The sequence below is a fragment of the Pseudomonas piscis genome (assembly GCF_009380155.1).
In the GTDB taxonomy this organism is placed as follows: Bacteria; Pseudomonadota; Gammaproteobacteria; order Pseudomonadales; family Pseudomonadaceae; genus Aquipseudomonas; species Aquipseudomonas piscis.
Genome location: NZ_WHUV01000001.1, coordinates 1,287,648 through 1,311,667, shown reverse-complemented (window position 1 = coordinate 1,311,667; position 24,020 = coordinate 1,287,648). Strand labels below are relative to the sequence as shown.

Annotated in this window: 25 protein-coding genes; 12 read left to right on the top strand and 13 right to left on the bottom strand. The window is 62.9% G+C overall.

The window, feature by feature from the left end; translation table 11 throughout:
- The first annotated feature begins 228 nt into the window (after positions 1-228).
- From GDH07_RS06235 to GDH07_RS06225, 3 genes are all read left to right on the top strand, one after another.
- Entirely contained in the window at positions 229-1,608 is a 1,380-nt protein-coding gene (locus GDH07_RS06235) for a sodium:solute symporter family protein (protein ID WP_152896933.1), read from the top strand.
- A gap of 280 nt (positions 1,609-1,888) precedes the next feature.
- Positions 1,889-2,152, top strand: coding sequence for a hypothetical protein (locus GDH07_RS06230; RefSeq protein ID WP_022642971.1), 264 nt, complete (start codon positions 1,889-1,891; stop codon positions 2,150-2,152).
- 27 nt (positions 2,153-2,179) lie between these two features.
- Positions 2,180-2,440, top strand: coding sequence for a hypothetical protein (locus GDH07_RS06225; RefSeq protein ID WP_152896932.1), 261 nt, complete (start codon positions 2,180-2,182; stop codon positions 2,438-2,440).
- Positions 2,441-2,518: 78 nt separating this feature from the next.
- On the opposite strand, the gene GDH07_RS32660 is transcribed toward GDH07_RS06225, so the two are convergent.
- Together GDH07_RS32660 and ptrR are read right to left on the bottom strand one after the other, a co-directional pair.
- Positions 2,519-2,647, bottom strand: a complete 129-nt coding sequence (locus tag GDH07_RS32660) for a PA1414 family protein (protein ID WP_022642969.1) — start codon at positions 2,645-2,647, stop codon at positions 2,519-2,521.
- A gap of 134 nt (positions 2,648-2,781) precedes the next feature.
- Positions 2,782-3,675, bottom strand: a complete 894-nt coding sequence (gene ptrR, locus GDH07_RS06220) for a putrescine utilization regulator PtrR (RefSeq protein WP_053135185.1) — start codon at positions 3,673-3,675, stop codon at positions 2,782-2,784.
- Between the two features lie 104 nt (positions 3,676-3,779).
- Between ptrR and GDH07_RS06215 the strand changes: the two genes are divergently transcribed.
- The gene (locus GDH07_RS06215; protein ID WP_152896931.1) at positions 3,780-4,940 is read left to right on the top strand and encodes an MFS transporter; all 1,161 of its coding nucleotides are present in this window, start codon (positions 3,780-3,782) and stop codon (positions 4,938-4,940) included.
- Between the two features lie 6 nt (positions 4,941-4,946).
- On the opposite strand, the gene GDH07_RS06210 is transcribed toward GDH07_RS06215, so the two are convergent.
- Positions 4,947-5,792, bottom strand: coding sequence for an SDR family NAD(P)-dependent oxidoreductase (locus tag GDH07_RS06210; RefSeq protein ID WP_152896930.1), 846 nt, complete (start codon positions 5,790-5,792; stop codon positions 4,947-4,949).
- Between the two features lie 175 nt (positions 5,793-5,967).
- Between GDH07_RS06210 and GDH07_RS06205 the strand changes: the two genes are divergently transcribed.
- Entirely contained in the window at positions 5,968-6,888 is a 921-nt protein-coding gene (locus GDH07_RS06205) for a LysR family transcriptional regulator (protein WP_152896929.1), read from the top strand.
- A gap of 47 nt (positions 6,889-6,935) precedes the next feature.
- Here the strand turns inward: GDH07_RS06205 and GDH07_RS06200 are convergent, their stop codons facing one another.
- Positions 6,936-7,772, bottom strand: a complete 837-nt coding sequence (locus tag GDH07_RS06200) for a CvfB family protein (protein ID WP_022642964.1) — start codon at positions 7,770-7,772, stop codon at positions 6,936-6,938.
- A gap of 349 nt (positions 7,773-8,121) precedes the next feature.
- Here GDH07_RS06200 and GDH07_RS06195 point away from each other — a divergent pair, with 349 nt between their 5' ends.
- The 3 genes from GDH07_RS06195 to GDH07_RS06185 all read left to right on the top strand — a co-directional run bounded on the left by GDH07_RS06195 (position 8,122) and on the right by GDH07_RS06185 (position 10,158).
- The gene (locus GDH07_RS06195) at positions 8,122-8,310 is read left to right on the top strand and encodes a hypothetical protein (protein ID WP_022642963.1); all 189 of its coding nucleotides are present in this window, start codon (positions 8,122-8,124) and stop codon (positions 8,308-8,310) included.
- A 192-nt stretch (positions 8,311-8,502) separates the two neighbouring features.
- A complete protein-coding gene (locus tag GDH07_RS06190) occupies positions 8,503-9,222 on the top strand; it encodes a TorF family putative porin (protein ID WP_053135194.1) in 720 nt (239 codons plus the stop codon).
- Between the two features lie 66 nt (positions 9,223-9,288).
- Complete coding sequence (locus GDH07_RS06185) at positions 9,289-10,158, top strand: DUF6279 family lipoprotein (protein ID WP_152896928.1); 870 nt, start codon at positions 9,289-9,291, stop codon at positions 10,156-10,158.
- A 1-nt stretch (position 10,159) separates the two neighbouring features.
- Here GDH07_RS06185 and GDH07_RS06180 read toward each other — a convergent pair whose 3' ends face one another.
- Positions 10,160-10,552, bottom strand: coding sequence for a transcriptional regulator (locus GDH07_RS06180; RefSeq protein ID WP_152896927.1), 393 nt, complete (start codon positions 10,550-10,552; stop codon positions 10,160-10,162).
- Positions 10,553-10,711: 159 nt separating this feature from the next.
- Between GDH07_RS06180 and GDH07_RS06175 the strand changes: the two genes are divergently transcribed.
- Both GDH07_RS06175 and GDH07_RS06170 read left to right on the top strand, forming a co-directional pair.
- Entirely contained in the window at positions 10,712-11,458 is a 747-nt protein-coding gene (locus GDH07_RS06175) for a DUF899 domain-containing protein (protein ID WP_022642959.1), read from the top strand.
- A 67-nt stretch (positions 11,459-11,525) separates the two neighbouring features.
- Positions 11,526-12,470 carry an AraC family transcriptional regulator gene (locus GDH07_RS06170; protein ID WP_152896926.1) on the top strand — a complete coding sequence of 315 codons (945 nt, stop codon included), beginning with the start codon at positions 11,526-11,528 and terminating at the stop codon, positions 12,468-12,470.
- A 67-nt stretch (positions 12,471-12,537) separates the two neighbouring features.
- Here the strand turns inward: GDH07_RS06170 and GDH07_RS06165 are convergent, their stop codons facing one another.
- From GDH07_RS06165 to GDH07_RS06155, 3 genes are read right to left on the bottom strand one after another with little or no spacing between them, the layout of a single operon-like run.
- Complete coding sequence (locus tag GDH07_RS06165; protein ID WP_152896925.1) at positions 12,538-13,980, bottom strand: coiled-coil domain-containing protein; 1,443 nt, start codon at positions 13,978-13,980, stop codon at positions 12,538-12,540.
- Entirely contained in the window at positions 13,980-15,404 is a 1,425-nt protein-coding gene (locus GDH07_RS32750) for a DUF6384 family protein (RefSeq protein ID WP_178124011.1), read from the bottom strand. The genes GDH07_RS06165 and GDH07_RS32750 overlap by 1 nt, the downstream gene beginning before the upstream one ends.
- A gap of 1 nt (position 15,405) precedes the next feature.
- Complete coding sequence (locus GDH07_RS06155) at positions 15,406-16,533, bottom strand: merozoite surface protein 3b (protein ID WP_152896924.1); 1,128 nt, start codon at positions 16,531-16,533, stop codon at positions 15,406-15,408.
- Positions 16,534-16,985: 452 nt separating this feature from the next.
- Here GDH07_RS06155 and GDH07_RS06150 point away from each other — a divergent pair, with 452 nt between their 5' ends.
- Complete coding sequence (locus GDH07_RS06150; protein WP_152896923.1) at positions 16,986-17,261, top strand: hypothetical protein; 276 nt, start codon at positions 16,986-16,988, stop codon at positions 17,259-17,261.
- A 62-nt stretch (positions 17,262-17,323) separates the two neighbouring features.
- Here the strand turns inward: GDH07_RS06150 and GDH07_RS06145 are convergent, their stop codons facing one another.
- Entirely contained in the window at positions 17,324-18,667 is a 1,344-nt protein-coding gene (locus GDH07_RS06145; protein ID WP_031321130.1) for a DEAD/DEAH box helicase, read from the bottom strand.
- Between the two features lie 193 nt (positions 18,668-18,860).
- Here GDH07_RS06145 and GDH07_RS06140 point away from each other — a divergent pair, with 193 nt between their 5' ends.
- Positions 18,861-20,159, top strand: coding sequence for a mechanosensitive ion channel family protein (locus tag GDH07_RS06140; protein ID WP_022642952.1), 1,299 nt, complete (start codon positions 18,861-18,863; stop codon positions 20,157-20,159).
- Between the two features lie 179 nt (positions 20,160-20,338).
- Here the strand turns inward: GDH07_RS06140 and GDH07_RS06135 are convergent, their stop codons facing one another.
- The 4 genes from GDH07_RS06135 to GDH07_RS06120 form a co-directional block, all read right to left on the bottom strand.
- A complete protein-coding gene (locus GDH07_RS06135; protein WP_103324890.1) occupies positions 20,339-21,583 on the bottom strand; it encodes an MFS transporter in 1,245 nt (414 codons plus the stop codon).
- Between the two features lie 274 nt (positions 21,584-21,857).
- Complete coding sequence (locus tag GDH07_RS06130; RefSeq protein WP_022642950.1) at positions 21,858-22,721, bottom strand: carboxylate/amino acid/amine transporter; 864 nt, start codon at positions 22,719-22,721, stop codon at positions 21,858-21,860.
- Between the two features lie 212 nt (positions 22,722-22,933).
- A complete protein-coding gene (locus tag GDH07_RS06125; RefSeq protein WP_022642949.1) occupies positions 22,934-23,533 on the bottom strand; it encodes an FMN-dependent NADH-azoreductase in 600 nt (199 codons plus the stop codon).
- A gap of 158 nt (positions 23,534-23,691) precedes the next feature.
- Positions 23,692-24,006 carry a hypothetical protein gene (locus GDH07_RS06120; RefSeq protein WP_053135209.1) on the bottom strand — a complete coding sequence of 105 codons (315 nt, stop codon included), beginning with the start codon at positions 24,004-24,006 and terminating at the stop codon, positions 23,692-23,694.
- Positions 24,007-24,020 lie beyond the last annotated feature (14 nt).

Genomic DNA, 24,020 nt, shown 5'->3' with positions numbered 1-24,020 from the left:
TCCCTCGTCCCCTCTTCGCTAGGTAGCTGCGGCAACGTTCTGTCGGGCCCCTGCCCGAAACCTGCCCAGACCTACCGCCCCGAGGATTCGTGCGACCACCAGCATGCCCCTCGTTCCCGGCGTAGCTCCCTGCGCCAAGCCGCCTGACCCGCGCACGGTGGCGCGCCAGCCACCGCGGTACATGACCTGTTTGTTTCACATAAAAAAGATAATCGGAGACACGCCATCATGGCTCTAGATCTATTCGTCGTACTCATCTACGCCGCCGGCATGCTGGTGCTCGGCTACTACGGCATGCGCAAGGCCAAGACCCACGAAGACTACCTGGTGGCCGGCCGCAACCTGGGACCGACCCTGTACATGGGCACCATGGCCGCCACCGTGCTGGGCGGCGCGTCCACCGTCGGCACCGTGCGCCTGGGCTACGTCCATGGCATCTCCGGCTTCTGGCTGTGCGCCGCCCTCGGCGCCGGGATCATCGCCCTGAACCTCCTCCTGGCCAAGCCGCTGCTCAAGCTGCGGATCTTCACCGTGACCCAGGTCCTGGAAAAGCGCTACAACCCCATGGCCCGCCAGGCCAGCGCGGTGATCATGCTGGCCTACGCGCTGATGATCGGCGTGACCTCGATCCTCGCCATCGGGACCGTGCTGCAAGTGCTGTTCAACCTGCCGTTCTGGCTCTCGGTGCTGCTGGGCGGCGGCGTTGTGGTGATCTACTCGGCGATCGGCGGCATGTGGTCGCTGACCCTGACCGACATCGTCCAGTTCGTGATCAAGACCGTCGGCCTGATGCTCCTGCTGCTGCCCATCTGCCTCTACCGCGTCGGTGGCTGGGATGAGCTGGTGGCCAAGCTGCCGGCGGCGAGCTTCAGCTTCACCACCATCGGCTGGGACACCATCATCACCTACTTCATGATCTACTTCTTCGGCATCCTGATCGGCCAGGACATCTGGCAGCGGGTATTCACCGCCAAGACCGAGAAAGTCGCACAGTACGCCGGCACCCTGGCGGGCTTCTACTGCGTGCTCTACGGCCTGGCCTGCGCCCTGATCGGCATGGCCGCCCACGTGCTGCTGCCGGATCTGGATAACGCGAACAACGCCTTCGCCGCCATCGTCAAGGCTTCGTTGCCGGACGGCATCCGTGGCCTGGTGATCGCTGCCGCCCTGGCCGCCATGATGTCCACCGCCAGCGCCGGCCTGCTGGCCGCTTCCACCACCCTGACCGAGGACCTGCTGCCACGGCTGCGTGGCGGAAAGCAATCGAGCCTGGGGATCAACCGCCTGTTCACCCTGCTCACCGGCATCGTGGTGCTGGGTATCGCGCTGGTGGTCAACGACGTGATCAGCGCCCTGACCCTGGCCTACAACCTGCTGGTAGGCGGCATGCTGATCCCGCTGATCGGGGCGATCTTCTGGAAGCGCGCCACCACCGCCGGAGCCATCGCCAGCATGAGCCTGGGGTTCATCACCGCCCTGGTGTTCATGTTCAAGGACGGCCTGGATGCCAACACTCCGATCTACTACAGCCTGATGGCGGGCCTGGTGAGCTTCGTGGTGGTCAGCCTGGCTTCGCGGCGCACGGCCCCGCTGGCCAGCGCGATCTGAGCTGAAGAGCGGTAGCTGAAGTTTTTCTTCGACGGGTGCGGCGTCGGTGGCCGCACCCGTTTTTTTTACGCCCAGGCAACGCAGCACAAGGCTTGTGGCATTTCCCAGGGGACGAATGGTCACCCCTGCGGCAAAAATCCTGTGCTGTACTCTGACTCAGCGACGATCGTTCCTGCAGGAGAACGGTACAAGGATCGCTGGCAGCATCTGTGCGCGCTATCGCATCACCCTTGGACGGGGTCATAACAATAAAAACCTCTCCCCCTGCCCCGAGGTGTTTATGGACCGTTTCGACATCCAGCAAAGCATCCGCCAGGCCATCGAAGCCCAAATGGCGCAGAAATGGCGGACCCCTCCCAGCCAGGCGCAAACCAGCGACACCTACTCCCTGGACCTCAAGGCCCTGTTGCACAGCCTGGAAAACGAGTTCGACATCCGACTCGACGCCGAACACGACCTGTACTGGATCCACTCCATCAGCGAACTGAGCCTGTTCATCCTGGAAAAGACCCGGCGCCGGGACCTTCGCCCCATGCATCCGTGACCCGCGATCATCGCCCAAGGCGGTCCGATGAACCGCAGCGAAGCCCGTCGGGCCGTGCATGCGCTCATTCGCTGCTGGCTGGGCGAACGCACCTGCCTGGACGACGACAGCGAGCTCAGGGACCTTGGGCTGGAGCGGGATGATCTGGAAGAGTTGCTCTGGCGCCTGGAGGACCGCTTCGGCCTGTGCGTTCCCACCGGCGAGGAACAACGCGCGCTCCAGGAACTGCGCTGCGTTCAGGAGCTGATCGAGTGGTTGTTGGAGATGTCACGGCGACAAGAGGATTGATTCGCAGGGCCGGCTTGCGGCCCGGCGTCAGGGAGCTGCGGGCGAGAGCCGGGGCCTGTCCCCGCTCTCGCAGCGAGATCAGCGACGACGTTGCCGACGGCGCCGCAGTTCTTCCTCGGTAGGAATCGGCACCGGTTGCAGCGGTGGCTCGATCAGGCCCAGTGCAACGCCAAGGTCGTGCAGCCAGCTTTGCAGTTTGTCTTTCATAGTGCCCCCTCAAGGGTCATGCCAAGCGGCTGTCATACGCCGCCTCAAGCAGATAATAGTCCTAAGTTTTCCCGCGCGCTGCCCTGTAATGGCAATGAACTGTTACTGGATTATGGCCAATCGCCCAGGACCGCTCATGCCAAGGCACGCACCGACTGCTCTATCGGACCAGCGGAGCCTTGTTGCAGTTCGATCCAGGCATTGAGGTTGGCCCCCACCATGCCCTTGCGCCACATCAACCAGGTGGTGCAGTGGGCGAACGGCTCGGCCAGGGGATGCACCGCCACGCTTTCGCGCCCGGGCAGGCTGTCGAGCATCGAACGAGTCATCAGGGCAATCCCTGAACCGGCGATCACGCAGGCCAGCATGCTCTGGTAGGACTCGATCTCCATGGCCCGGCCCATTGCCGCATGGTAATGGGCGAACCAGGACTCCAGGCGAGTGCGATAGGAACAGCCCTGGCGAAAGGTGAATACCGCCCGCCCCTCGACATCCAGGGCCGTGTGCACCGGCGGATGATCGATCTCGCTGATCAACACCAGGTTCTCCCTGCACAAGGGCACGCCGTCCAGCCCCGCCAGCTCCATCGGCCCGTCCACCAGCACGGCATCCAGGCGTCCGGCGAGCAGCCCTTCGAGCAGCTCGCCCGTGGGGCCGGATTGCACATGCAGGTTCACCGCCGGATAGGTACGGTGGTATCGCGCCAGGAGCCCCGGCAGGTGAATGGCCGCCGTGCTGTACATGGTACCCAGGACAAAGTCGCCGGCCGGCTGGCCCCCCAGCACCGCTACCTGGGCCTCGTCGTGCAGGGCGAACAGGCGCGCGGCATAGTCCAGCAACACCTTGCCCGCCGGCGACAGTTGCAGGCGCTGGCGCTCGCGCAGGAACAGCTCGACGCCCAGTTGATCCTCCAATTGCTTGAGCCGGGTCGACAGGTTCGACGGCACCCGGTGCAAGCGCTCGGCGGCCCGGGTGATGGAGCCTTCTTCGGCTACGGCCTGGAAGATACGCAGTTGGCTGAACTCCATAACCTTCTCCAAAACTGAACAAGTTGCTCAATATTATTCATTTTTAACGAAAGTCAATCGACTCTAGCCTGACGGTCATCCCCCCTGTCACTGGAACAACGACCATGTCTCCCCTGATCCGTCTGCTCGCCAGTTTCGTTGCCCTGATGCTGGCCATGGGCATTGGCCGCTTCGCCCTGACCCCGCAGTTGCCGCACCTGATCAGCGAAGGCCAGGTCGACCTGACTGCCGGCGGACTGATAGCCGCCGCCAACTACCTGGGTTATCTCATCGGCGCCCTGGATGCGATGCTGGCACGACGCCCGTCCCAGGTGCGCGGGCGCCTGCTGGGAGGGTTGTGGCTGTGCGTGCTGCTGACCCTGGCGTCGTTCTGGGCCCAGGGCTTCTGGCCGCATTTGCTCCTGCGTTTCGGCGCCGGGGTGGCCAGCGCCTGGGCTCTGGTGATGATCACCGCCTTGAGCCAGCCCCTGGCCCAGGCTGCCGGGCGCCCGCGGCTGGGAGCACTGGTGTTCGCCGGCCCCGGGCTGGGCATCATGCTCACCGGCCTGCTGGCCCTGGGCTCCAATCTGCTGGGGCACGACTCGGCCGACCTGTGGCTGCTGTACGCCGCAGTGGCCTTGTTGATGCTGCTGGTCATCCTGCCGATCCTGCCCCAGGCCGGCACCGGCCCGCAGGGTACCGGCCAGGCCAACCCCGTGAGCGAGCCTGGCGTGGGCCGCCTGGGGCTGGTCTACGGTTTGTACGGCATGGGCTACATCATCCCCGCGACCTTTCTCGCGCAAATGGCCAGCACCCAATTCCATGGCCAATGGCAGGCCGATCTGTTCTGGCCCGGGTTCGGCATGGTCGCGGCCCTGGGGGTATTGCTGGTCAGCCTGCGCCGGCACTATCCGGACAGCACCCGCCACTGGCTGGTCGCGACTTTGTGGCTACAGGCCATCGGCGTCTTCGCCTGCCTGCTGGACAGCGGCTGGGGGCTGTTGCTGGGGGTGCTGCTGTGCGGCACGCCGTTCCTGGCCTGCATGCAACTGGTGATGCAACGTTCCCGGGAGCTGGCGCCCCACGCCGTCCAGCGCAACACCGGCTTGCTCACCGCCTGTTTCGCCGTGGGCCAGTTGAGCGGCCCACTCCTGGCGGCGCTGAGCAGCCACTTCAGTGGCAGCCTGCAACTGGCCCTGCTGGTTGCTGGTAGCGGCCTGCTGCTTGGCGGGGGCCTGCTGCTGAGCCAACAACGGCTGCAGCCCTCGTGCGCGGCGCTGTCCTGAGGCCGCTCAGCCTTCCTTGATTTGCTCCCACAGGCGGGCGACATCCTCGACACTGCTCGCCGCGACCCGAGCCAGGCTCCGGGGATAGTCGACCCCGGGGTTCTCACTGAAGCGGGTCGCGGTGAACTGGCCATTGCTGGCCCGCAGTACGTAGCCACTATCACGGCAAGCGGCGCTGGCCAGGTAGAGCACTCCCGGGGTCACCCATTCCGGCTTGAGCTCGACCGGGGCCTCGGTCACGCCCCACATCCGGGTCTTGGCCACCGGCGAGACGGCGTTCACCAGGATCCCGTGCTCCCGCCCCTCCATGCCCAGGGCATTCATGATGCCCAACTGGGCCATCTTGCCGGCCGCATAGGCCAACAGCCCGGGTTGGGCATACTGCTGATACATGGCCCGGTCCGAGGTGGTCAGGACCACCCGCGCCGCGCCAGAACGCTTGAGATAGGGCCAGGCGTGCTTGCACAACCAGGTCGGCGCCTGCACGTTGACGTCCAGCGCCCGCGAAAGAAACTCGCGGTCGGTGTCCTCGATGCCCTGGTAACCGACCCAGCCGGCGTTATGGATGATGATGTCCACCCCGGCGAAAGTATCGACGGCCAGGGCCACCAACTGCCGGGCCGTGGCTTCATCGGCCAGGTCGCCGGCATGGGCGACCACCTGCCCGCCTTCGGCCTGCAGCATACGCGCCGCGGTGACGGCCACCTGCTCATCGGCGCCCGCGCCCAGGCGATCGGTGCCCAGGTCGCTGATCACCACCCGGGCGCCCAGCCCGGCCAACGCGCGGGCATAGTCCAGGCCCAGGCCGCGTCCGCCCCCGGTGACGATGGCAGTCCTACCCTTGAAATCCATGTTGGCCTCTCCTGTTGTGTCGCCCGCACCTTAACAACAAACAACGGGAGGACTTGATACTTTATCGATGCGCCACTGATACCCCGCAGCTATCAGCCCGGGCCCGGTTGGAGCCTGCCGGCGGCGCCTCTATGATGGCGGCCTGTCGCTCAATGCCAACGAGGGAATGCGAGAAATGGTCGAGACCCGCCTGCTCAGGCAGTTCATCGCGGTCGCCGAGGAACTGAACTTCCACAAGGCCGCCAACCGCCTGTTCATGGCGCAACCGGCCCTGAGCCAGGCTATCCATCGCCTCGAGCAGAAGCTCGGCTTCGGCCTCTTCATCCGCAACCGACGCGAGGTCAGGCTGACCCCGGCCGGCTCGACATTCCTCGATGTCGCCTACCGCACCTTGAAGGACCTGGAGCAGGGTATCGAGCAAGCGCGCCAGGTCGGTGCAGGTATCGCCGGCCAGCTCACCATCTGCACCCTGTCCCTGACCTACTACGATGGCCTGCTCCATGGCCTGCGGCGTTTTCGCGAAAGCTATCCCAAGGTCCGGCTGGTCATCCGCGAGATGCCCTCCGCCAGCCAGGCCAAGGCCCTGTTGGCGGGCGAGGCGGATATCGCCTTCATGCGCCTGTTGCCCTTGCCTGCCGACTCCATCGAATCACGCTTGATCCTCGACGAGCGGATCGTCATGGCCCTGCCTGCCGGGCATCCACTGGCCAACAGCCAGGAGGTGCGTTTGCAGGAGTTTGCCGACGAGCCTTTCGTGTTCACCCCCCAGCCCCTGGGCAGCGGATACCACAGCCAGTTGATGGGCCTGTGCGCAGCCGCCGGTTTCCAGCCCCGGGTGGTCCAGGAAGCGGCGCGGGTCCATACCCAGATCGGCTTGGTAGCCTGTGGTTTCGGAGTGGCGCTGGTACCGGAATCGGTGGCCGATACCACCCTGCGGGACAAGGTGGTGTTCCGCCCGTTGACAGCGCTGGGGCGCAAGCCGAATCCCGGCATCGGCCTGTACATGAGCCACAACCGGCTCAATGCCTCGCCACTGCTGGAGAACTTCATCGACTTGCTGGATTTTGCGCCAACGGCGTCCGCCGAAGTGGCCTGAGAGCCGCCCCGGGGACGCCAAGCCCCCGGAGTGGAAGGGAACGAGCCTTAGCTGAGCTCGATACGATCGGCGTGGATGACGATCTCGCCCTGCTTGTAGAGGGCGCCGATGGCCTTCTTGAAATTGCCCTTGCTGACCCCGAACAGGCGGCTGATCAGGGCCGGGTCGCTCTTGTCGCTGACCTCCAGGGTGCCGTTGTTTTCCCGCAGCTTGGCCAGGATCTTGGCGTTCAGGCTGCTGGCGGCCTGGGCCCCCACAGGTTGCAGGCTGAGGCTGATCTTGCCATCGGCACGCAGCTCCTTGATGAAGCCCTTTTCCTGCATGCCGGAACGCAGGAACTTGAACACCTCGTTCTTGTGGATCAGGCCCCAGTGCTTGTTGTTGATGATCGCCTTGAAGCCCATGTCGGTGGACTCCACCACCAGCAGGTCGACTTCCTGGCCGGCCTGGTAATTGGCCGGGGTCTTGTCCAGGTAACGATCCAGGCGAGCCGTAGCGGTGATGCGACGGGTGTGGCGGTCCAGGTAGACATGCACCACGCAGTAATCACCGGCATTGAGCTGGCGCTTTTCCTCGGAATACGGCAACAGCAGGTCCTTGGACAGTCCCCAGTCCAGGAAGACGCCGATGCTGTTGACTTCGACGACCTTGAGGCTGGCGAACTCACCGACCTGGACTTTCGGCTTCTCGGTTGTTGCAATCAACTTGTCTGCACTATCCAGGTAAACAAAAACGTTCAGCCAGTCTTCATCTTCACTGGGAATATCCTTGGGGATATAACGATTGGGCAGCAATATCTCGCCATCCGCACCGCCATCCAGATACAAACCGAAGTTGGTATGTTTAACCACTTGCAAACTGTTGTAACGCCCGACTAAAGCCATTTCCAATACCCTCATTGCGTGGGCGGCATTCTACCTGTTTTCCATGGCCAGGTTGGCGCCGCTGTGGCACCGCGGCGGAAAATCCGCGCCAGGCTGCGGTTTTCCTGGCTTTGGCGACAGACTGCAGCCCATTCGTCAGGCCAGGGGTCGCCATCTTGGCCATTCTCCCTCGCGCCGCAGCCGCCACTGGCCGGGCAGGTCTTATTTAAAACAGCGACTTAGCGACATATTCGAGATACCGCTTCAAGAGCAAGAATAAACTCCGACCTGCACTAACACCCGGGGAAACAAACAATTATCGGGCGAGTCTGTTAGGATGGCTGGCCAAATTAATTTTCCCAAAGGTTAAATGGCAATCATGCGAGTAAAAAACTCCAGCAGCAAAGTCAAACCTGTCCCCGTGGTGGAAACCAGCGAATCGATCAATGAACAGGTCGCGGCCTTCCTGAAATCCGGTGGCCAGATCCAGCAGATCGCCAAGGGCGTCAGCGGCCAGACCTTCAGCCCGTCCAAGCAGATCAGCCTCGGCAAGAAGTAATACTCCCCCGCTTTTCCTGGTCCCCTGACGCTTGCTCCAAGCGTCGGGACCGGCGCTACCTTCTCCCCCCGCTCCCGCAAAAATCGACGAACGGCCCGAACCTGCAGGCCACGACCGGTATCCTTGCAGCCCTCTGGATAAATCGTTTCAGCCATCCCAGGCTGTCACTCCCCGCAGTCCAAGGAGTGCTGCATGCGCAAACCCACTTTCCTGGCCATCTGCCTGGCCCTGGCGTGCCCGCTGGCCCAAGCGCAGATCTTCCAGCGCGAGCTGGGCGACTTCGACCTCAAGCTGGGCACCAGCCCCAGCCGCAGCATGGCCCAGGGCCTGGTCAAACCATCTTCCAGCGGCTCCTTCCATGGCGGCCTCGACCTGGACCACGACAGCGGCTGGTACTTCGGCCAGTGGTCGCCAAGCCTGGGCCTGAGCCCCGCGAGCCGCCTGGAGGTCGATTCCTACCTGGGCTTCAAGCAGCCCCTCGACCAGAACCTGGGCTATGAACTGGGAGTGATCCACTACAACTATCCGCAATTGCGCACCCAGGACAGCCAGCAGCTCTACGGCGGCCTGAGCCTGCTGGGCAGCCGTTTCGGCGCGGCTTTCAGCAACGACCCGGACCGACGCAACAGCACCCTGTTCGCCGACTTGGGCGGCAACCCTCCGTTCGGGATCGGGGTCAGCGTCAAGTACAGCACCTACCGCCTGAACAATGCCGTGTCGGTGGCCAAGGGCGGCTACATCTCCAGCTTCAACGACTGGTCTATCAAGTTCTCCCGCCCATGGCTGGGGATCGATCTCAACCTGATCTACAGCGACTCCAGCCTCAACGGCAGCGATTGCCCGGCCTATTCTGGACACAACAGCCGCTGCGACGGCCTGCTGACCTTCAAGGCCGAGCGGAGCTTCTACTAGAAGAGCTGAACTGCCGGGGGCCATCGGGGTTCAGATGCAGCAACCCGCACACCCAAGGACCTGGATATGTCGCGCCGGTACTACTTCCTCATCGCCTTGCTGATCGCCAGCCTGCTGCTGGGTGCCTGTAGCCGGGTGGGCCTGGCCTACCGCAACCTGGACGTGATCATTCCCTGGACCCTTGACGATTACCTGGATATGAACAGCGAGCAGAAGAGCTGGCTCAACCAGCGCCTGCAGCAGCACCTGAGCTGGCATTGCAGCACCCAGCTACCAGGCTACCTGGACTGGCTCGACCGCCTGCAGTCGATGGTCCGAGACAACCAGGTCAATGATGCGGCGCTGCAGGCACGCACCCGTGAAGCCAAGCAAGCCATCGCCGAGATCGCCCGCCAGATCACCCCGTCGGCCGTGGAGTTGCTCCAAGGCCTGGATGAGCGGCAAGTGGCGCAGATGAACAGCTCCCTGGCCAAGGACCTGCAGGAACACCGCGAGCAGTACCTCCAGCCGCCCCTGGCACGGCAGATCGAACAGCGCAGCCAGCGCATGGAAAAACGCCTCAGGGCCTGGCTCGGTACCTTGAACCCACAACAACGCCTGCGTGTCGAGCGATGGTCCGTCTCTCTGGGCGAGCAGAACCGCCAGTGGCTCGCCAACCGCGCCCACTGGCAGGCGCTGTTCAGCGCTGCAGTACAGCAGCGGCGGGCCAGCGACTTCCCGCAGCGCATCGAACAATTGCTGGTGGACCGCGAAAGCCTGTGGACCGCCGACTACCGCCAGGCCTACGAGCACACCGAACAGGCCGCACGCAGCCTCGTGGTGGACCTGATGGCCAGCAGCAGTCCCGAGCAACGCCAGCGCCTGCTGAAGAAGATCGACGGCGTGCGCCAGGACTTCACCAACCTGAAATGCCTGCAGGACGCCCGCCGTCCCTGACTCAGGCGATCTGGGCCTTGGACGCCAGTTCGTCGAAGGTCAGTGGGTCCAGGGCATCGGCCTGTTCGTCCAGCACCTGGCGTGGATGCTCGTTGCCCGGAATGCTGCTGTCGAGCAAGCACAACAGGCTCGAGCCCCGGGGCGTGAGCATGAAGTTCTCGCCATTACCGCCCTCCTGCTCCGGCCTGCTCTGGATGAACCCGCGGTCCAGCAGCAGTTTTTCGTATTCGGTGGCGGTGGTCTTCAGTTCATCCAGGTTGCCCGTGGACTCGCCTTCGGCGGCCATGGCCGCCGCATGCTGCTCGGCATAAGGCCGTGGGGTGAAGCTGTGGCCAGCACCGTTCTGCACTTCGTGCAGCAAGCGTTCGATCAGATCCCAGTTGTAAGTCGCCATTTCGATTCAACCTCCAGAATGCAATGCCTTGCCTGGGTTGTGACCGGTGGCTACGCCAGCCGTTCAGGAAATTCGCACCACCTGGCAGCTTGTCGATCTGCTTGCCCACCAAACGACTAGCGTGTGTAGAACCCATCCCCCGCCCTGAGGAACGACGTCATGGATATCAGCGACCATCCCGTGGTCAGCCGGGAACAATGGCTGGAAGCACGCAAGCAGCACCTGCTCAACGAAAAGGCCTTCACCCGCCAACGTGACCGGCTCAGCGCCGAACGCCGGGCACTGCCCTGGGTACGGATCGACAAGCCCTACCGCTTCCACGGGCCCCATGGTGCACTGACGCTGGCCGAGTTGTTCGGCGGTCGCAGCCAGTTGGTGGTCTATCACTTCATGTTCGCAGACGGCTGGGAAGAAGGCTGCAAGGGTTGCTCATTCCTGGCCGATCATTTCGATGGGGCCAACCTGCACCTGGCCCACCATGACGTGGCGCTGGTGGCGGTGTCCCATGCGCCCTACGAGCAGTTCCAGGCCTTTGGCCAGCGCATGGGCTGGCGCTTCGACTGGCTCTCCAGCGCAGGCGACGACTTCAACCAGGACTTCGGCGTCAGCTTCGACAGCGAACAGCTGGCCAGCGCCACAGCCAGCTACAACTATGCGCCAGTGAGCGGCAACGAGCTGGAGCTGCCCGGCTTGAGCGTGTTCTATCGCAACGAGCAGGGACAGATATTCCACACCTACTCCACCTATGCCCGGGGCCTGGACCTGCTGCTGGGGGCGTACAACTTCCTCGACCTCACGCCCAAGGGGCGCAACGAGGGGCCGATCATGAACTGGGTTCGCCACCATGACCGCTATGCGCCAACCCCAGGTGCGAAACAGGGGGCGGGATGTTGCTGCGACGACTGAACACTCGGCACGATCGATGGTGGGGCCGCGCTAGCGGTCCCACCACAGCGCCAGCTAAGCTGTAGGCATGACCCCCGCCTACCACAGTCTCCACGAATACACCCTGCGCATGAACCGGGTGCTGGAGCATATCGACCAACACCTGGACCAACCCCTGGAGCTGGGTGACTTGGCGCAGGTGGCGCATTTCTCGCCTTATCATTTTCATCGCCTGTTCAGCGCCTGGGTCGGTGAACCCCTGGGCGTCTACCTGAGGCGCCGGCGCCTGGCCCGTGGCGCGCACCTGCTGGCCAGCCACCCCGCAGCCTCCATCCTGGAGATTGCCCTGGAAGTGGGTTTCGGCTCCGGCGAGGCCTTTTCCCGGGCGTTCAAGCAGCACTTCTCGGTCTCGCCCAGCACTTGGCGCGATACCGAGCCCAAGCGTTGGCACCGCCGTCTGGACGACATTCGCGAACGCCGCCTGCGGCAATTGCGCAATCCTGATCAGACCCACATCCCGGCTTTCGACGACCCTGATGCCTTCATCCACCTGAAGGAGCTCACGATGAAGGTCACCATCAAGGAACTACCCCCCGTACGCGTCGCCTACCTGCGCTATACCGGCGCCTACGGGCCGGGGATCGGCCTGTTCTGGCAGCAGGCCGTCATCCCCTGGATGGCCGAGAACGGGCTCATGGGCCGCGCACGCTACGGCATCGGCCATGACGACCCTTACGTCACCCCACCCGAGAAGTGCCGCTACGACGCCTGCGTCGAAGTCCCCCTCGACTTCAAGGGCCGGGCTCCCGCGGTCGTCACCACCCTGCCCGGTGGCCTCTATGCAATCACGCACTACCAGGGCAAAGGCCCCGATATCGCCGATACCTGGAGCGAGTTGTGTCGCGATTGGCTGCCCAAGAGCGGTATGCAGCCCGACGCGCGGCCAGCCTTCGAGCTGTATCCGATGGACGCCTGGAGCGATCGAACCGGTGATCTGGAGTTCGATATCTGCTTTCCGGTCAAGGCGCTGTAAGCCACGACAGAGCAGAAACGACACGGGGCAGCCAAGGCTGCCCCGTTTTAAACTCCTCATGGATGCGCTAGAGACTGTCACTGGTGGAGAACCCACCACCTCCCGTCGACCGGGAGGAACTGAACGAGCCGCTGGAGCTCTGCGCTGCACCACTACTGCTCGATGAACGGCTAGAGCTACCGGAACTGCTGTTTGAGGAACTGCCGGATCGGCTGCTCGAGTTGCTGGAACCGCTGCGTGAAGAACTGCTGAAAAGACTGCCCGAGCTACTGGAGCCGCTGCTCCTGGGACGCGGAGCTGGCTCGAACTCCCGGCGATGGCGCATTACTTCATTCGCCACCTGTGAAAAAGACAGCTCGCCTGCCATGAAGCCGGCCACCAACGCGTCAAAGTTCAGGCCCCAGGAGTAGTCGTACAGGTGGCTGATGTATCCATTGCAAAACAGGTCGTCCTCAAGCCGGCTCGCCATATCATAGTCGTGTTCTGCATCCTGGATCGCCCCTTCCAGATGTGGTATCCGCTGCCGCAAGTCATCAAGTTCGGCACGTAATTTCCCCACTTTCTTCACCAGCTCATCGTCCTTGGAGGTCGCCGTCTGCCCTGCCAGGTGCTCAAGCTTGAGCGCATCCATCTCGGCCAACTGCCGGGACAGCAACTCGACCGTCAAGGCAAAGTACTCGTCCTTCCTGGAAACAAACAGCTCCAGCCGTTCATGCAGGGAATTGGCCTGGGCCTTGCCGGCCTCCGCTGCGTCACGCTCGGTTGTCAGGGACGCCTCCAACACCGGCCATTGGGTATCCGCCAGGGCCTCCTGATACAGCCGTGCCAGTTCGGCCTCCTGAATGTCCCGCTGGCCATCACGCTGCAACTGGGCATCCTCGTTGGCCTTCTGCATGGCCAGCAGGCTCTGCTCGGTCGCGTTGTTCTGGGGGAAATTGCACAACCGGGCGATCCATCGATCCAGCGTCCGAAAGAACGTCCGGCCAACGTAACGCTCAGAGCCAAAGCCGCGGCCTTTGAGGTAGAGGTACAGCGGCTCGGCCTGAAAGTCCTGGAGCTTGGCGTGGCACTCGTCGCGCAACTCCTGGTAAGAAGCCATCGACGCGTTGCAAGACTCGACGGCTTCAGCGAGTAACGCCGCTTGCCGTTGGTACCCAGGCTCCACTATCAATCGCTGCTCGAGATCAGCGACGACAGCCTCCATGTCCAGGGAAACCGTCGCCATCTCCTGAAGATGCCTGGCAATCGCTTCATCTACCTGCGCCAATTGCTCACGCAGGCCAGACTCGATTCCCTCGCGCTGCTCCAGCAGGCTCTGCACTTCATCCGACAGCTGCGCGCCCCCCTCCAGCTGCAGATTGGCGATCCGTGGAAATACCCCAGTGATCTTCTGTTGCAGGCGCAAGTCCTGCTTATGGGCAGAAGACAGTTCCTTCTGGAGCCTGCGCATTTCGATCTCGTAGCGCCGAGAGTTGGCGCTAAGAGAGGCCATCATGCTGCTCGCACTCATTACCACTCCAGGATGTAATCAGGTTTGCTTTTGACCGGGCCCTTGACGAAGGTGAAGGTCAGTGAATTGGCAGCCTTGCGTCCCATCAAGCGATCATCGACATGGCCATCCTGCAGTTTGTCCTGCTTGGCCGCCTGATACGTCGCGTGACTGACTCGCACCCCAAAAATCGCGGTGTAACGTCGCTCGCCGCTCTCGATGCTGGTGATAGGGACCTCCACCACATTGCCCGATACATCTATGGCCTCGGTCAGCAGATACCAGCTCTTGCCACCGGTGGGGTCATAGTTGCGCTCGACCATCGACTTCTCTCCAACCCGACTGACCACTTCCAGAGTCAAGGGCATAGCCGCGACAGCCCGCAGTCGCTCGATCTCCTGCAACCAACGCTCGGCACCTGCCGCATCCATGTCCTTGGTGGCCTGGTCGACCCGGGCGAGCAAGGGTTGGAACTTCTCGCTATCGGCCTTGCTCAACCGCATCTTGTACAGATTGTCCCGAGCATCTTGCAGTTGCGCGAGGTAAGGGCTGATCGCGATTGCTTGCGCCAACAGCCCATCCAGGCGCTCAAGCGCCGCCTGTACCGCCGGAAGGCCTTGGATATCGGCCTGGTTCACCATGGCGCGGGCCTTGGTTGCCGCCGCAGCAAGTGCCGGATAGGTGGTGCCGAGCGCGGCGAATGACGCACCTGTCACCCGGGCCTTCAGCTTGGTATCAGCTGCCAGCAGCTGCGCCACAGCGTCCAGTCGCGGCTCCAGAGCCTTGAGCTCCAGGACCTGCTGTTGCAGTTCCTTGGCCAGCGACGCAGCAAGCGCGGCATCTTCTGTCCGGCGCGCGGAGCTGGCTTTCGTCGGCAGGCTGATCGGCTGCGCCAGGCGCGCCTTCTCCAAGATCTCACGCACAGGCTCGAGCAACCGAATCGCAGCTTCCAAATGAGCGATGAGCGCCTGCGACTCCAGGCTGGACAGGCGCTTCTGCAGGCGGTCCAACTGCACACCCCGCGCATCGACCTGGGCTCGTGCCTGATCTAGCTGATCCTGGGTGCTGCGCAGCCACAGCTCGCTTAGGAAATTGACTGCCGGACGCGCCATGAAGGCCGCGCCTGTAAAACAGACAAGGAGCATCGCCACAGGCATCAGCCATCGAGCGCGAGCGATATAGATTCGCGCCAGGCCTTTGGCCCAGGCCCCTATCGGCTGGGCCGCGTAGGTCAAGCGATTGGCGAAAAAATTGCGCACGCCTTCCTCGACCAAGGCATCCTCGACCTCAATGCCCCTGGAGCGGTAGTACTCGCGAATCCGCTCGGCCACCAACAGCCGGTGCCTGGGCAAGTCCAGGTGCTTCTGCACTTCGGCCTGGCTGTATCGCAGTTCGTCGATCAGCGCCATGGCCCCCATCTGTTCGGTGAGGGAAATACTGCTCACCTCACAGCCCCTTTTGCAGGAGCGCGCTGAAGCGCCGCTTGCTGTCCTCGGTGATCGACTCGATCTCGGCGGCTGCCGATGCCGATTCCTTGCGCAGCTCCTGGATCAAGCTAAGGCTGCTGGCTTGAAAATCGACTACCGCCTCGGCCAGGGCCTTGACGGAACTGGCCTTCAAATTAGTCCCATAGCCTGCCTTCAGCGCGGCCTCGAGCTGCGCGCCACCAGCTTTGGCCTGGGCTTCGAGGCTGGAGTTGATGCCATCGTTCATGGCATTGAGAGTCTGGGTGACCTCGGCCAACCCACCGGACGCCGTGAAGCCCGCCGCCAGGCCGGTAAACACGATCTCATTGGTGGCGAAAAAACTTACCGCGCGCTGGTAGAGACGCTCCTTCACCGAGCGGTACTGGCTCAGACGCGCGAACACCAACTCCGCTGCGCTGTAGCCCGCCTTCAAGTGATCGGCGATGTCGGTGATGATCTGGAAGCGCTTGTCCTCATCCTGCAGGTTGCGCAACGCCACATCCCGCGCCAGCTCCAGCCTTACTCGCTCGGCCGCCTCCAGGTCGGCCACCTCTAGCGCTGCGCCAGCGTCCGCCAAGGCCTTGCGCCCCACGTCCAACTGCGCCTGGGCGACCTTAAGCACCTCGCAGGCATCGATTTCGGCCGACTTCATGGCCAGGCGATAATCCTGGTAAGCCTCGAGAATCAGGCTTTCCAGCTGGATCTGCTCATTGGCCGACTTGGCCACCGCCAGGTAGTTCTTGCGAATGTCCTCGAAACGGTCAGGAATCGAGCCTCGGCGCATATTCAGCCAGGCCAGTTGAATCCGCTCGGAGAACTGCAGCTTGCCGTCGGCCATCCACTCCATCATCTGCTGCGCATCGGCCTGGATTGAATCGAAGCTGGCAGCGATATCGGCATAGCGGGTACTGATATCCATGCTCTGCAGCTTGTCGCGCACCGAAGCGTTGAACACCGTGGACTGTTGCAGGGTCGCGGCGATATTGGTCACCCGGCTGGGGTCGTACACCGTCACCTTGTCCAGCAGCGCCAACACGGGTGCCTCCTGAGCGGGAAAATCGATACCGATCGAGCGGAGGGCGGACATGGAGCGTTCGAGGTAGTTCATGGGCGTATTCCCAGCGTGGAGCCTTGGTCGAAGGGCTCCATCATCCTTTGACAGGTGAATAGGCAAAGGGGCTTGCACCCCTCGGAATCAGGTACAGACAAGAGCATCGAAGGCTTCGCGTAGAAAGCGCAGCCCTCTGGAAATCAGCAGACTGTTCCTGCACATCCCGTGCAGGCGGTACCTGGGGCAGACCGCGGCCGAGCCCCGAAAACCCCAATCAGAGGCTCTGCCGAGTGGATTTGCGCGTCGAATGGTAACAGAGCCCTGGACTGAAAGTTCTCGTCTGCGCCCGCACTTTTAGCAGAGTGCCATCATTACCCTAAGCCGCTGGCGGGAGGCCGTATCCTGGAAAGACGATCAGGCTGCCCGCCACCTGTTCCATCCAACTGAACTTTGCCCGTTCCAGGCGCCTCAACCGGATGTCCCCCTGTCCACCACATGAGGCGCAGCCCATGAAAACCCTGAACCTGCTCATCATCGCCGGCAGCCTGCTGCTGGCCCTGCCCGCCTGGGCCTGTACCCCGGACGAAGCCACCGCCAAGCGCGAGCAACTGGCCCGGGAGGTCAGCAAGATCACCGAGCAAAACCCGGCCAAGGCCAAGGAAATCAACGATGAGCTGCAGAAGATGAACCTGGGCAGCGCCAGCAAGGATCTGCCCGACGATTGCCAGTTGATCGACCAACGCCTCAAGGAACTGGCCGACGCCGAGAAAAAAGCCGACCACTGAAAGTCCGGAAAACAAAAAGCCCGGACCAGGTCCGGGCTTTTCAGTGGCCTCAGGCCAGCGCCTTACTCAGCGGCCGGCGCGGGCTTGCGGCGCTTGAGAGGCGCCAGGCCGTCCTGGCTGACCAGGGCCGGGCCGTCGCTCTTGGGCCGGTTGGCGCTCTTGCGCTTGGTCGGCGACTTGGCCAGGGACTTTTTCTTGTCGCCCTTGGCATCGGTCTTTTTCTTCTTGGTACCAGCGGCCTTGCCCGAGGCCTTGACCTTCTTCGGACCGCCGTAGGTGCCCTTGACCTCCTTGATGGTGCGACGCTCGAAGCTCTGCTTGAGGTAGCGCTCGATGCTCGACATCAGGTTCCAGTCGCCATGGCAGATCAGCGAGATGGCCAGGCCTTCGTTGCCGGCGCGGCCGGTACGGCCGATGCGGTGCACGTACTCGTCGCCACTGCGAGGCATGTCGAAGTTGATCACCAGGTCCAGGCCCTCGACGTCCAGGCCGCGGGCGGCGACATCGGTGGCCACCAGGATCTTCACCCCGCCCTGCTTCAGGCGGTCGATGGCCAGCTTGCGGTCCTTCTGGTCCTTGTCGCCATGCAGGACGAACGCCTTGTAGTCCTGAGCCACCAGCCGGCCGTAGATGCGGTCGGCCATGGCCCGGGTGTTGGTGAAGATAATGGCCTTCTGGTAGGTCTCGTTGGCCAGCAGCCAGTTGACGATCTGCTCTTTGTGCTGGTTGTGGTCGGCCGTGATGATCTGCTGGCGCGTGGTCTCGTTGAGCTGGCTGACGCTGTTGAGTTGCAGGTGCTCAGGGTTGTCGAGGACCTTGGCGACCATTTCCCGCAGACCGGAACCACCGGTGGTGGCGGAGAACAGCATGGTCTGCTGGCGGCTCGGGCACTCATCCACCAGGCGTTGCACGTCTTCGGCAAAGCCCATGTCGAGCATGCGGTCGGCTTCGTCGAGCACCAGCACTTCGACTTCCTTGAGGTCCAGGTTGCCGGCGTTGAGGTGTTCCAGCAGGCGACCCGGGGTACCGATGAGGATATCCGGCACTTTGCGCAGCATGGCGGCCTGGACCTTGAAATCCTCGCCACCGGTGATCAGGCCGGACTTGATGAAGGTGAACTGGGAGAAACGCTCGGCTTCCTTCAGGGTCTGCTGGGCCAGCTCCCGGGTCGGCAGCAGGATCAGGGTCTTGATGCTGACGCGGATCTTCGCCGGGCCGATCAGGCGATTGAGGATCGGCAGGATGAAGGCCGCGGTCTTGCCGCTACCGGTTTGTGCCGTCACCCGCAGGTCACGCCCTTGCAGCGCGAGCGGAATAGCCGCGGCCTGTACCGGAGTCGGCTCGACAAATTTAAGCTCGGCCACGGCTTTGAGCAGGCGTTCGTGCAGGGCGAATTGGGAAAACACGGGTGCTACCTCGAAGATGTGCAAAAAAACAGCTGCATAGGGTAACGGTTTCGGAGGCCCAGGCCGAGTTTCTTTGTGCAAACGGTGGCAAAGAGTTGGTTTTTTGTTAGCCGATTTTTCTCAAGCCGTAACTTTGCCGGGGTTAGATGCTCTAATCCCCCCCTTGTGCCACACAGAAGAATCGTTTTAGCCCATGGACTTCAAACAGCTCTGGCTCGATACCCAGGACCTCTGGGGAGCCCTCGACCAACACCCGCTCCTCCACGCCGGCCTGGGCCTGGCCCTGTTGCTGGTAGTCGCCCTGGTACTCGGACGGGTGGCCCGCTACCTGGTGCTGCATGGCGTGCGGCTGCTGGGGCGGCAACCGGCCCTGCACTGGCTCAACGACCTGCGCCAGAACAAGGTGTTCCACCGCCTGGCACAGATGACTCCGTCCGTGGTGATCCAGTTCGGCCTGCACCTGGTGCCGGAGTTGAGCCAGGCCAGCCAGCTGTTCCTCGGCAACCTGGCCATGGCCTTCACCATCCTGTTCCAGCTCCTGGCCCTGAGCGCCCTGCTCAATGCCCTGCTGGACATCTACGCCCGCACCGAGCACGCCCGCACCCGCTCGATCAAGGGTTATGTGCAACTGGCGAAGATGGTGCTGTACGTGTTCGGCGCCATCATCATCGTCGCCACCCTCATCGACCGTTCGCCGCTGTTGCTGCTCTCGGGCCTGGGCGCCATGTCGGCGGTGATCCTGTTGGTGTACAAGGACACCCTCTTGTCCTTCGTCGCCAGCGTGCAACTGACCAGCAACGACATGCTGCGGGTCGGCGACTGGATCGAGATGCCCCAGGTGGGCGCCGATGGCGACGTGGTGGACATCACCCTGCACACGGTCAAGGTGCAGAACTTCGACAAGACCATTGTTTCCATCCCCACCTGGCGACTGATGTCCGAATCGTTCCGCAACTGGCGCGGCATGCAGCAGTCCGGCGGTCGGCGGATCAAGCGCAGCCTGTTCATCGACGCCAGCGGCGTGCGTTTCCTGCATGACGACGAAGAGGCGCGGCTGAGCGGGGTACGCCTGCTCACCGACTACATCGGGCGCAAGCAGGCCGAGCTAAAAAGTTGGAACGAGGCCCAGGGCAACGTTGCCGCACTGTCGGCCAACCGCCGGCGCATGACCAACCTCGGCACCTTCCGCGCCTATGCCCTGGCCTACCTGAAGAGTCACCCCGAGATCCAACCGAACATGACTTGCATGGTGCGACAGATGCAGACCACGGCCCAGGGCATTCCCCTGGAGATCTACTGCTTCACCCGCACCACGGTATGGGCCGACTACGAACGGATCCAGGGGGATATCTTCGACTACCTGCTGGCGGTGATGCCGGAGTTCGGCCTGAGCCTGTACCAGCAACCCAGCGGCAACGACCTGCGCGCCGGCCTGCTACCGGCGGTGCTGGGTGCCAGCCATATCGGCCCGAGCCAGAAGCAGGCGCTCTGACTAATGCCGATCAGCTAAGGCAACGGTAGGAGCGAGGCTTGCCCGCGATGGGCTTCAGAGCGCTGCGTTTACCCCGTAAACACGCGCTAACTTTGACAAGCATCGCGAGCAATCGAGCGTCGACCGGCTAGGGGATCACCTCGCCCAATGCAAACGCCAGTCCCCGATTCCTGGTGTTTTCAGGCTGCCGTCGGTGCTGCCTGCGACAGCGGGTCAGGCAGCGAACGGCAAGCCAGCAGGATGAACAGCACGGACAGCAACGCGCACGCAGCCCCCAGGCAAATCGCCGCACCGTAGCCCTGGTACAGGTCGAACAACCAGCCGGCGAGACTGCCGCCCAGCAATGCCGCGATACCTACCGACATGTACAGGGCGCCGAGTATTGCCCCCAGGTTGGCGGTGCCGAACCAATCGGCCGCCACCGCCGGGTAGAGCGAAATGCAACCGCCGTTGGCCACGCCAAAGCACAGGGCGAACAACGCCAGGGCCATGAAGCCATCGGCCACCAGCCACAGCAGGTTCAACAGCACCAGGACCAAGGTCAGGGCGATAAGCAGACGCCGGCTGCCGATCCGGTCGCCCAGGCTGCCGAGGAACAGGCGACCGCCGACGTTGCCAACGCCGATCAGGCCAATCAGCAAGTTGGCTGCGGATACCCCCAGCCCTGCCTGCCGGGCATAGGGATTGATGTGCACCAACGCCACGAACAACCCCACCGAACCGCACAGGATCGCCGCGAAATACCACCAGAAGCGCGCCATGCCCAGGGCTTCGCTCAGGCGCAAGCCAGCCGTGGCCGCCTGGGGCCGCTCGGCCATGGCGGGCAGGCCGTCCGCAAACAGCCCCAACTCCTGGGGGCCGCTGCGCATCAGGGCCGTGGCACCCAGGCCAAGCAGCAGGATCGCGCCGGCGAAGATCTGCAAGGTCGCCTCCCAGGAAAAATGCTCCATCAGCCAGCCGGCCAGCAGCGGCCCGGCAAAGGTCCCGACCCCGGTTCCCGCCAGGGCAAGGCCCGAGGCCTGGCTGCGCCGCCTGACGAACCAACGCTGGACCACCGCCACCGCCGGCACATACACCAGGCCGACGCCCAGTCCCACCAGCACGCAGAAGCACAGCAGGAACCACCACAACGACCCGGACGCCAGGCTCGCGCAGAAAAAACCCAGGGCCAGGGACAAGATGCCGGCCCCCACTACCCGCCGGGTGGAAGTGCGATCGGCCAGCACGCCGGCGACAACCCCCATGGCGTAGTAGATCAACGCAGTCAGGGAAAACACCGAGGCCACGGAAAAGCTCCCCACCGCGAAATTGGCCTGGATCTGCGAGAAGAACGCACCGAAGGAATAGGCACCGCCAAAGATCAGCGCCAACAGCACATGGGTGGCCAACACCACATACCAGCCGTGGAATACCTGGAACTTCATGGCGCAACGCCCTCCCTTGCCTGGAGCCGGTTTCAGCAAAGCCAGCCCCATCTTGTAATGTCTTGTATATACATATAGATGCAATTTCATGGCCAGCCGCGTCACCTTGCGCTTGGTCCTTCCCTTTCTCTAGCTAACTATTTGTTTTAAATGGCAAAAACAGTGACAAAAAAGAACCCGCCGATGTGGCGGGTCCTGGGCAAAGCATCGCTCCTGGGGATGGGGGTAACAGCTGCGTAGAACCGCTACCCAATCTGGCTGGAGCCCGTAACCTTCACGCCGTGGCCACCCTGCGCTGGCCATGGCGGCTGACCCACACCGCCAGCAGGATCACCAGCCCGCCAAGGGCCAGGCGTCCCAGGTCTTCATGGCGGTTCCAGATCAGCAAATTGAGCAACAGGCCCACCGGCACATGCAGGTTGTTCATCACCGCCAGGGTCGCGCCGGTGACCAGGCAGGCGCCCTTGTTCCACCAGTACAGCCCCAGGGCCGTGGCCACCAGCCCGAGGAACAGCAGCACCGCCCAGGTCACCGGGGCATCCGGCAAGAAGTGCGCCTTGCCGAACAGCAGGAACGCCGGCAACACCACCAGCAAGGCTCCCAGGTAGAAGTAGCCGAAACGCCGGTAATGCGGCAGGTCGCTGGGGTAGCGAGCCACCAGGTGCTTGTACAGCACCTGCCCGGCGGCATAGGTGAAGTTGGCCAATTGCAGCAGCAAGAAACCCATGAAGAAGTCCGGGTTGATCCGGTCATAACGGATCACTGCGGCGCCCGCCACCGCCACCAGGGCCGCCAGCAGGCCCCAGGGATTGAAGCGCCGGTTCAGGGCGTCCTCGATCAGGGTCACGTGCAACGGCGTGAGGATGGTGAACAACAGCACCTCCGGCACGCTCAGCACCCGGAAGCTCAGGTACAGGCACACATAGGTGATGCCGAACTGCAGCGCGCCGATCAGCAGCATGCCGCGCATGAAGGCCGGCTCCACCCGGCGCCAGCGGGTCAGCGGAATGAAGACCAACCCGGCCAGCAGCACCCGCACCAGCACCGCGAAGTAGCTATCGACATGCCCGGCCAGGTACTCGCCGATCAGATTGAAGGAAAACGCCTGGATCAGGGTGACAACAAGTAGATAGCCCATGCTCGCCTCATCTTTGGATGGCGGCGACGATAACGGTTTTGCCGGCGCGGGTGAAATCGCCGGCAAAAAAAAGCCCGATCTCGCAAGGCGTTCGATCGGGCATTGGCACTGAAGGAGCACGCAGTGCAAAGGGAGGTTCGATGCGCGAACCGGCTTGAAGGGGGTACGCAGGAGCTACTTGAACATCCCGCGATTATCTGGGGATTAACCCGTCAGGCCACCTGGGCCAGCCTGGCGTTGGCCTGGTTCAGGCCCTTCTCGTGGAAATCGCCACCCAGGTTCAGGCCCTCGGCATGGATGAACTGCACGTCGTGGATCCCGATGAAGGCCATGACCTGGCGCAGGTAGGGTTCCTGATGGTCAGTGCTGCTGCCGGCGTAGATCCCGCCACGGGCCGTCAGCACGAAGGCACGCTTGCCAGTGAGCAGGCCCTGGGGACCGGTCTGGGTGTACTTGAAGGTGACCCCAGCGCGCAGCACATGGTCGAGCCAGGCCTTGAGGGTGCTGGGGATGGCGAAGTTGTACATGGGCGCCGCCATCACCAGGACGTCGGCCGCCAACAGCTCCTCGGTCAGCTCATTGGAGCGTTGCAGCGAATCCTGCTCGGCGGCGTTGCGTTGCTCGGCAGGCTTCATCCAGCCGCCCAGCAGGTTGGCGTCCAGGTGCGGCACCGGGTTGCGAGCCAGGTCGCGCACGGTGATCGAGTCCGCCGGATAGGCCGCTTGCCACTGCTGGATAAAGGTCTGGGTCAGTTGGCGGGATACGGAATCCTGCTGGCGGGCACTGCTTTCGATGATCAGGACGCGGGACATGGGTGAAGCCTCCATCGGGGTATGCGTAAGTCGATGGGGCGCAGATTAAACAGAGATATATCGATGAAAAAGCGCAAATAACTGCTATAACCAATCAATAATTTCGTTTATAAGCGAAGCCAGTCCCAACGTTGTCGTCGACCCTGGCTTCACTGGAGTCACTTGGCCTGGCAGTTCAGGTCCAGGCGCAGCTTGATGATCTTGCGGTTGAACTTGGCGGTGACGTTCCGGCTCTGCCCCGCCGCGACCTCCACCCGGCGGGTGCGAGGCGATTCGGGACCGTTGCGAAACACCACGGTGCAGGTAGCGTCGGTCTTGCCATAGTTGTTCAACTGGATGGAACCGATGTCCTCATCGGTGTCGTAGGCGGTGTAGTCGATGCCCAGGCCGTTGAGTTGCTTGTCGACATCGATGGGATAGGCCCAGGCCCCCAGGGGCAACAGGGCCAGCAGCACACAACAGAATTTTCTCATTCGGCGCTCTCCAA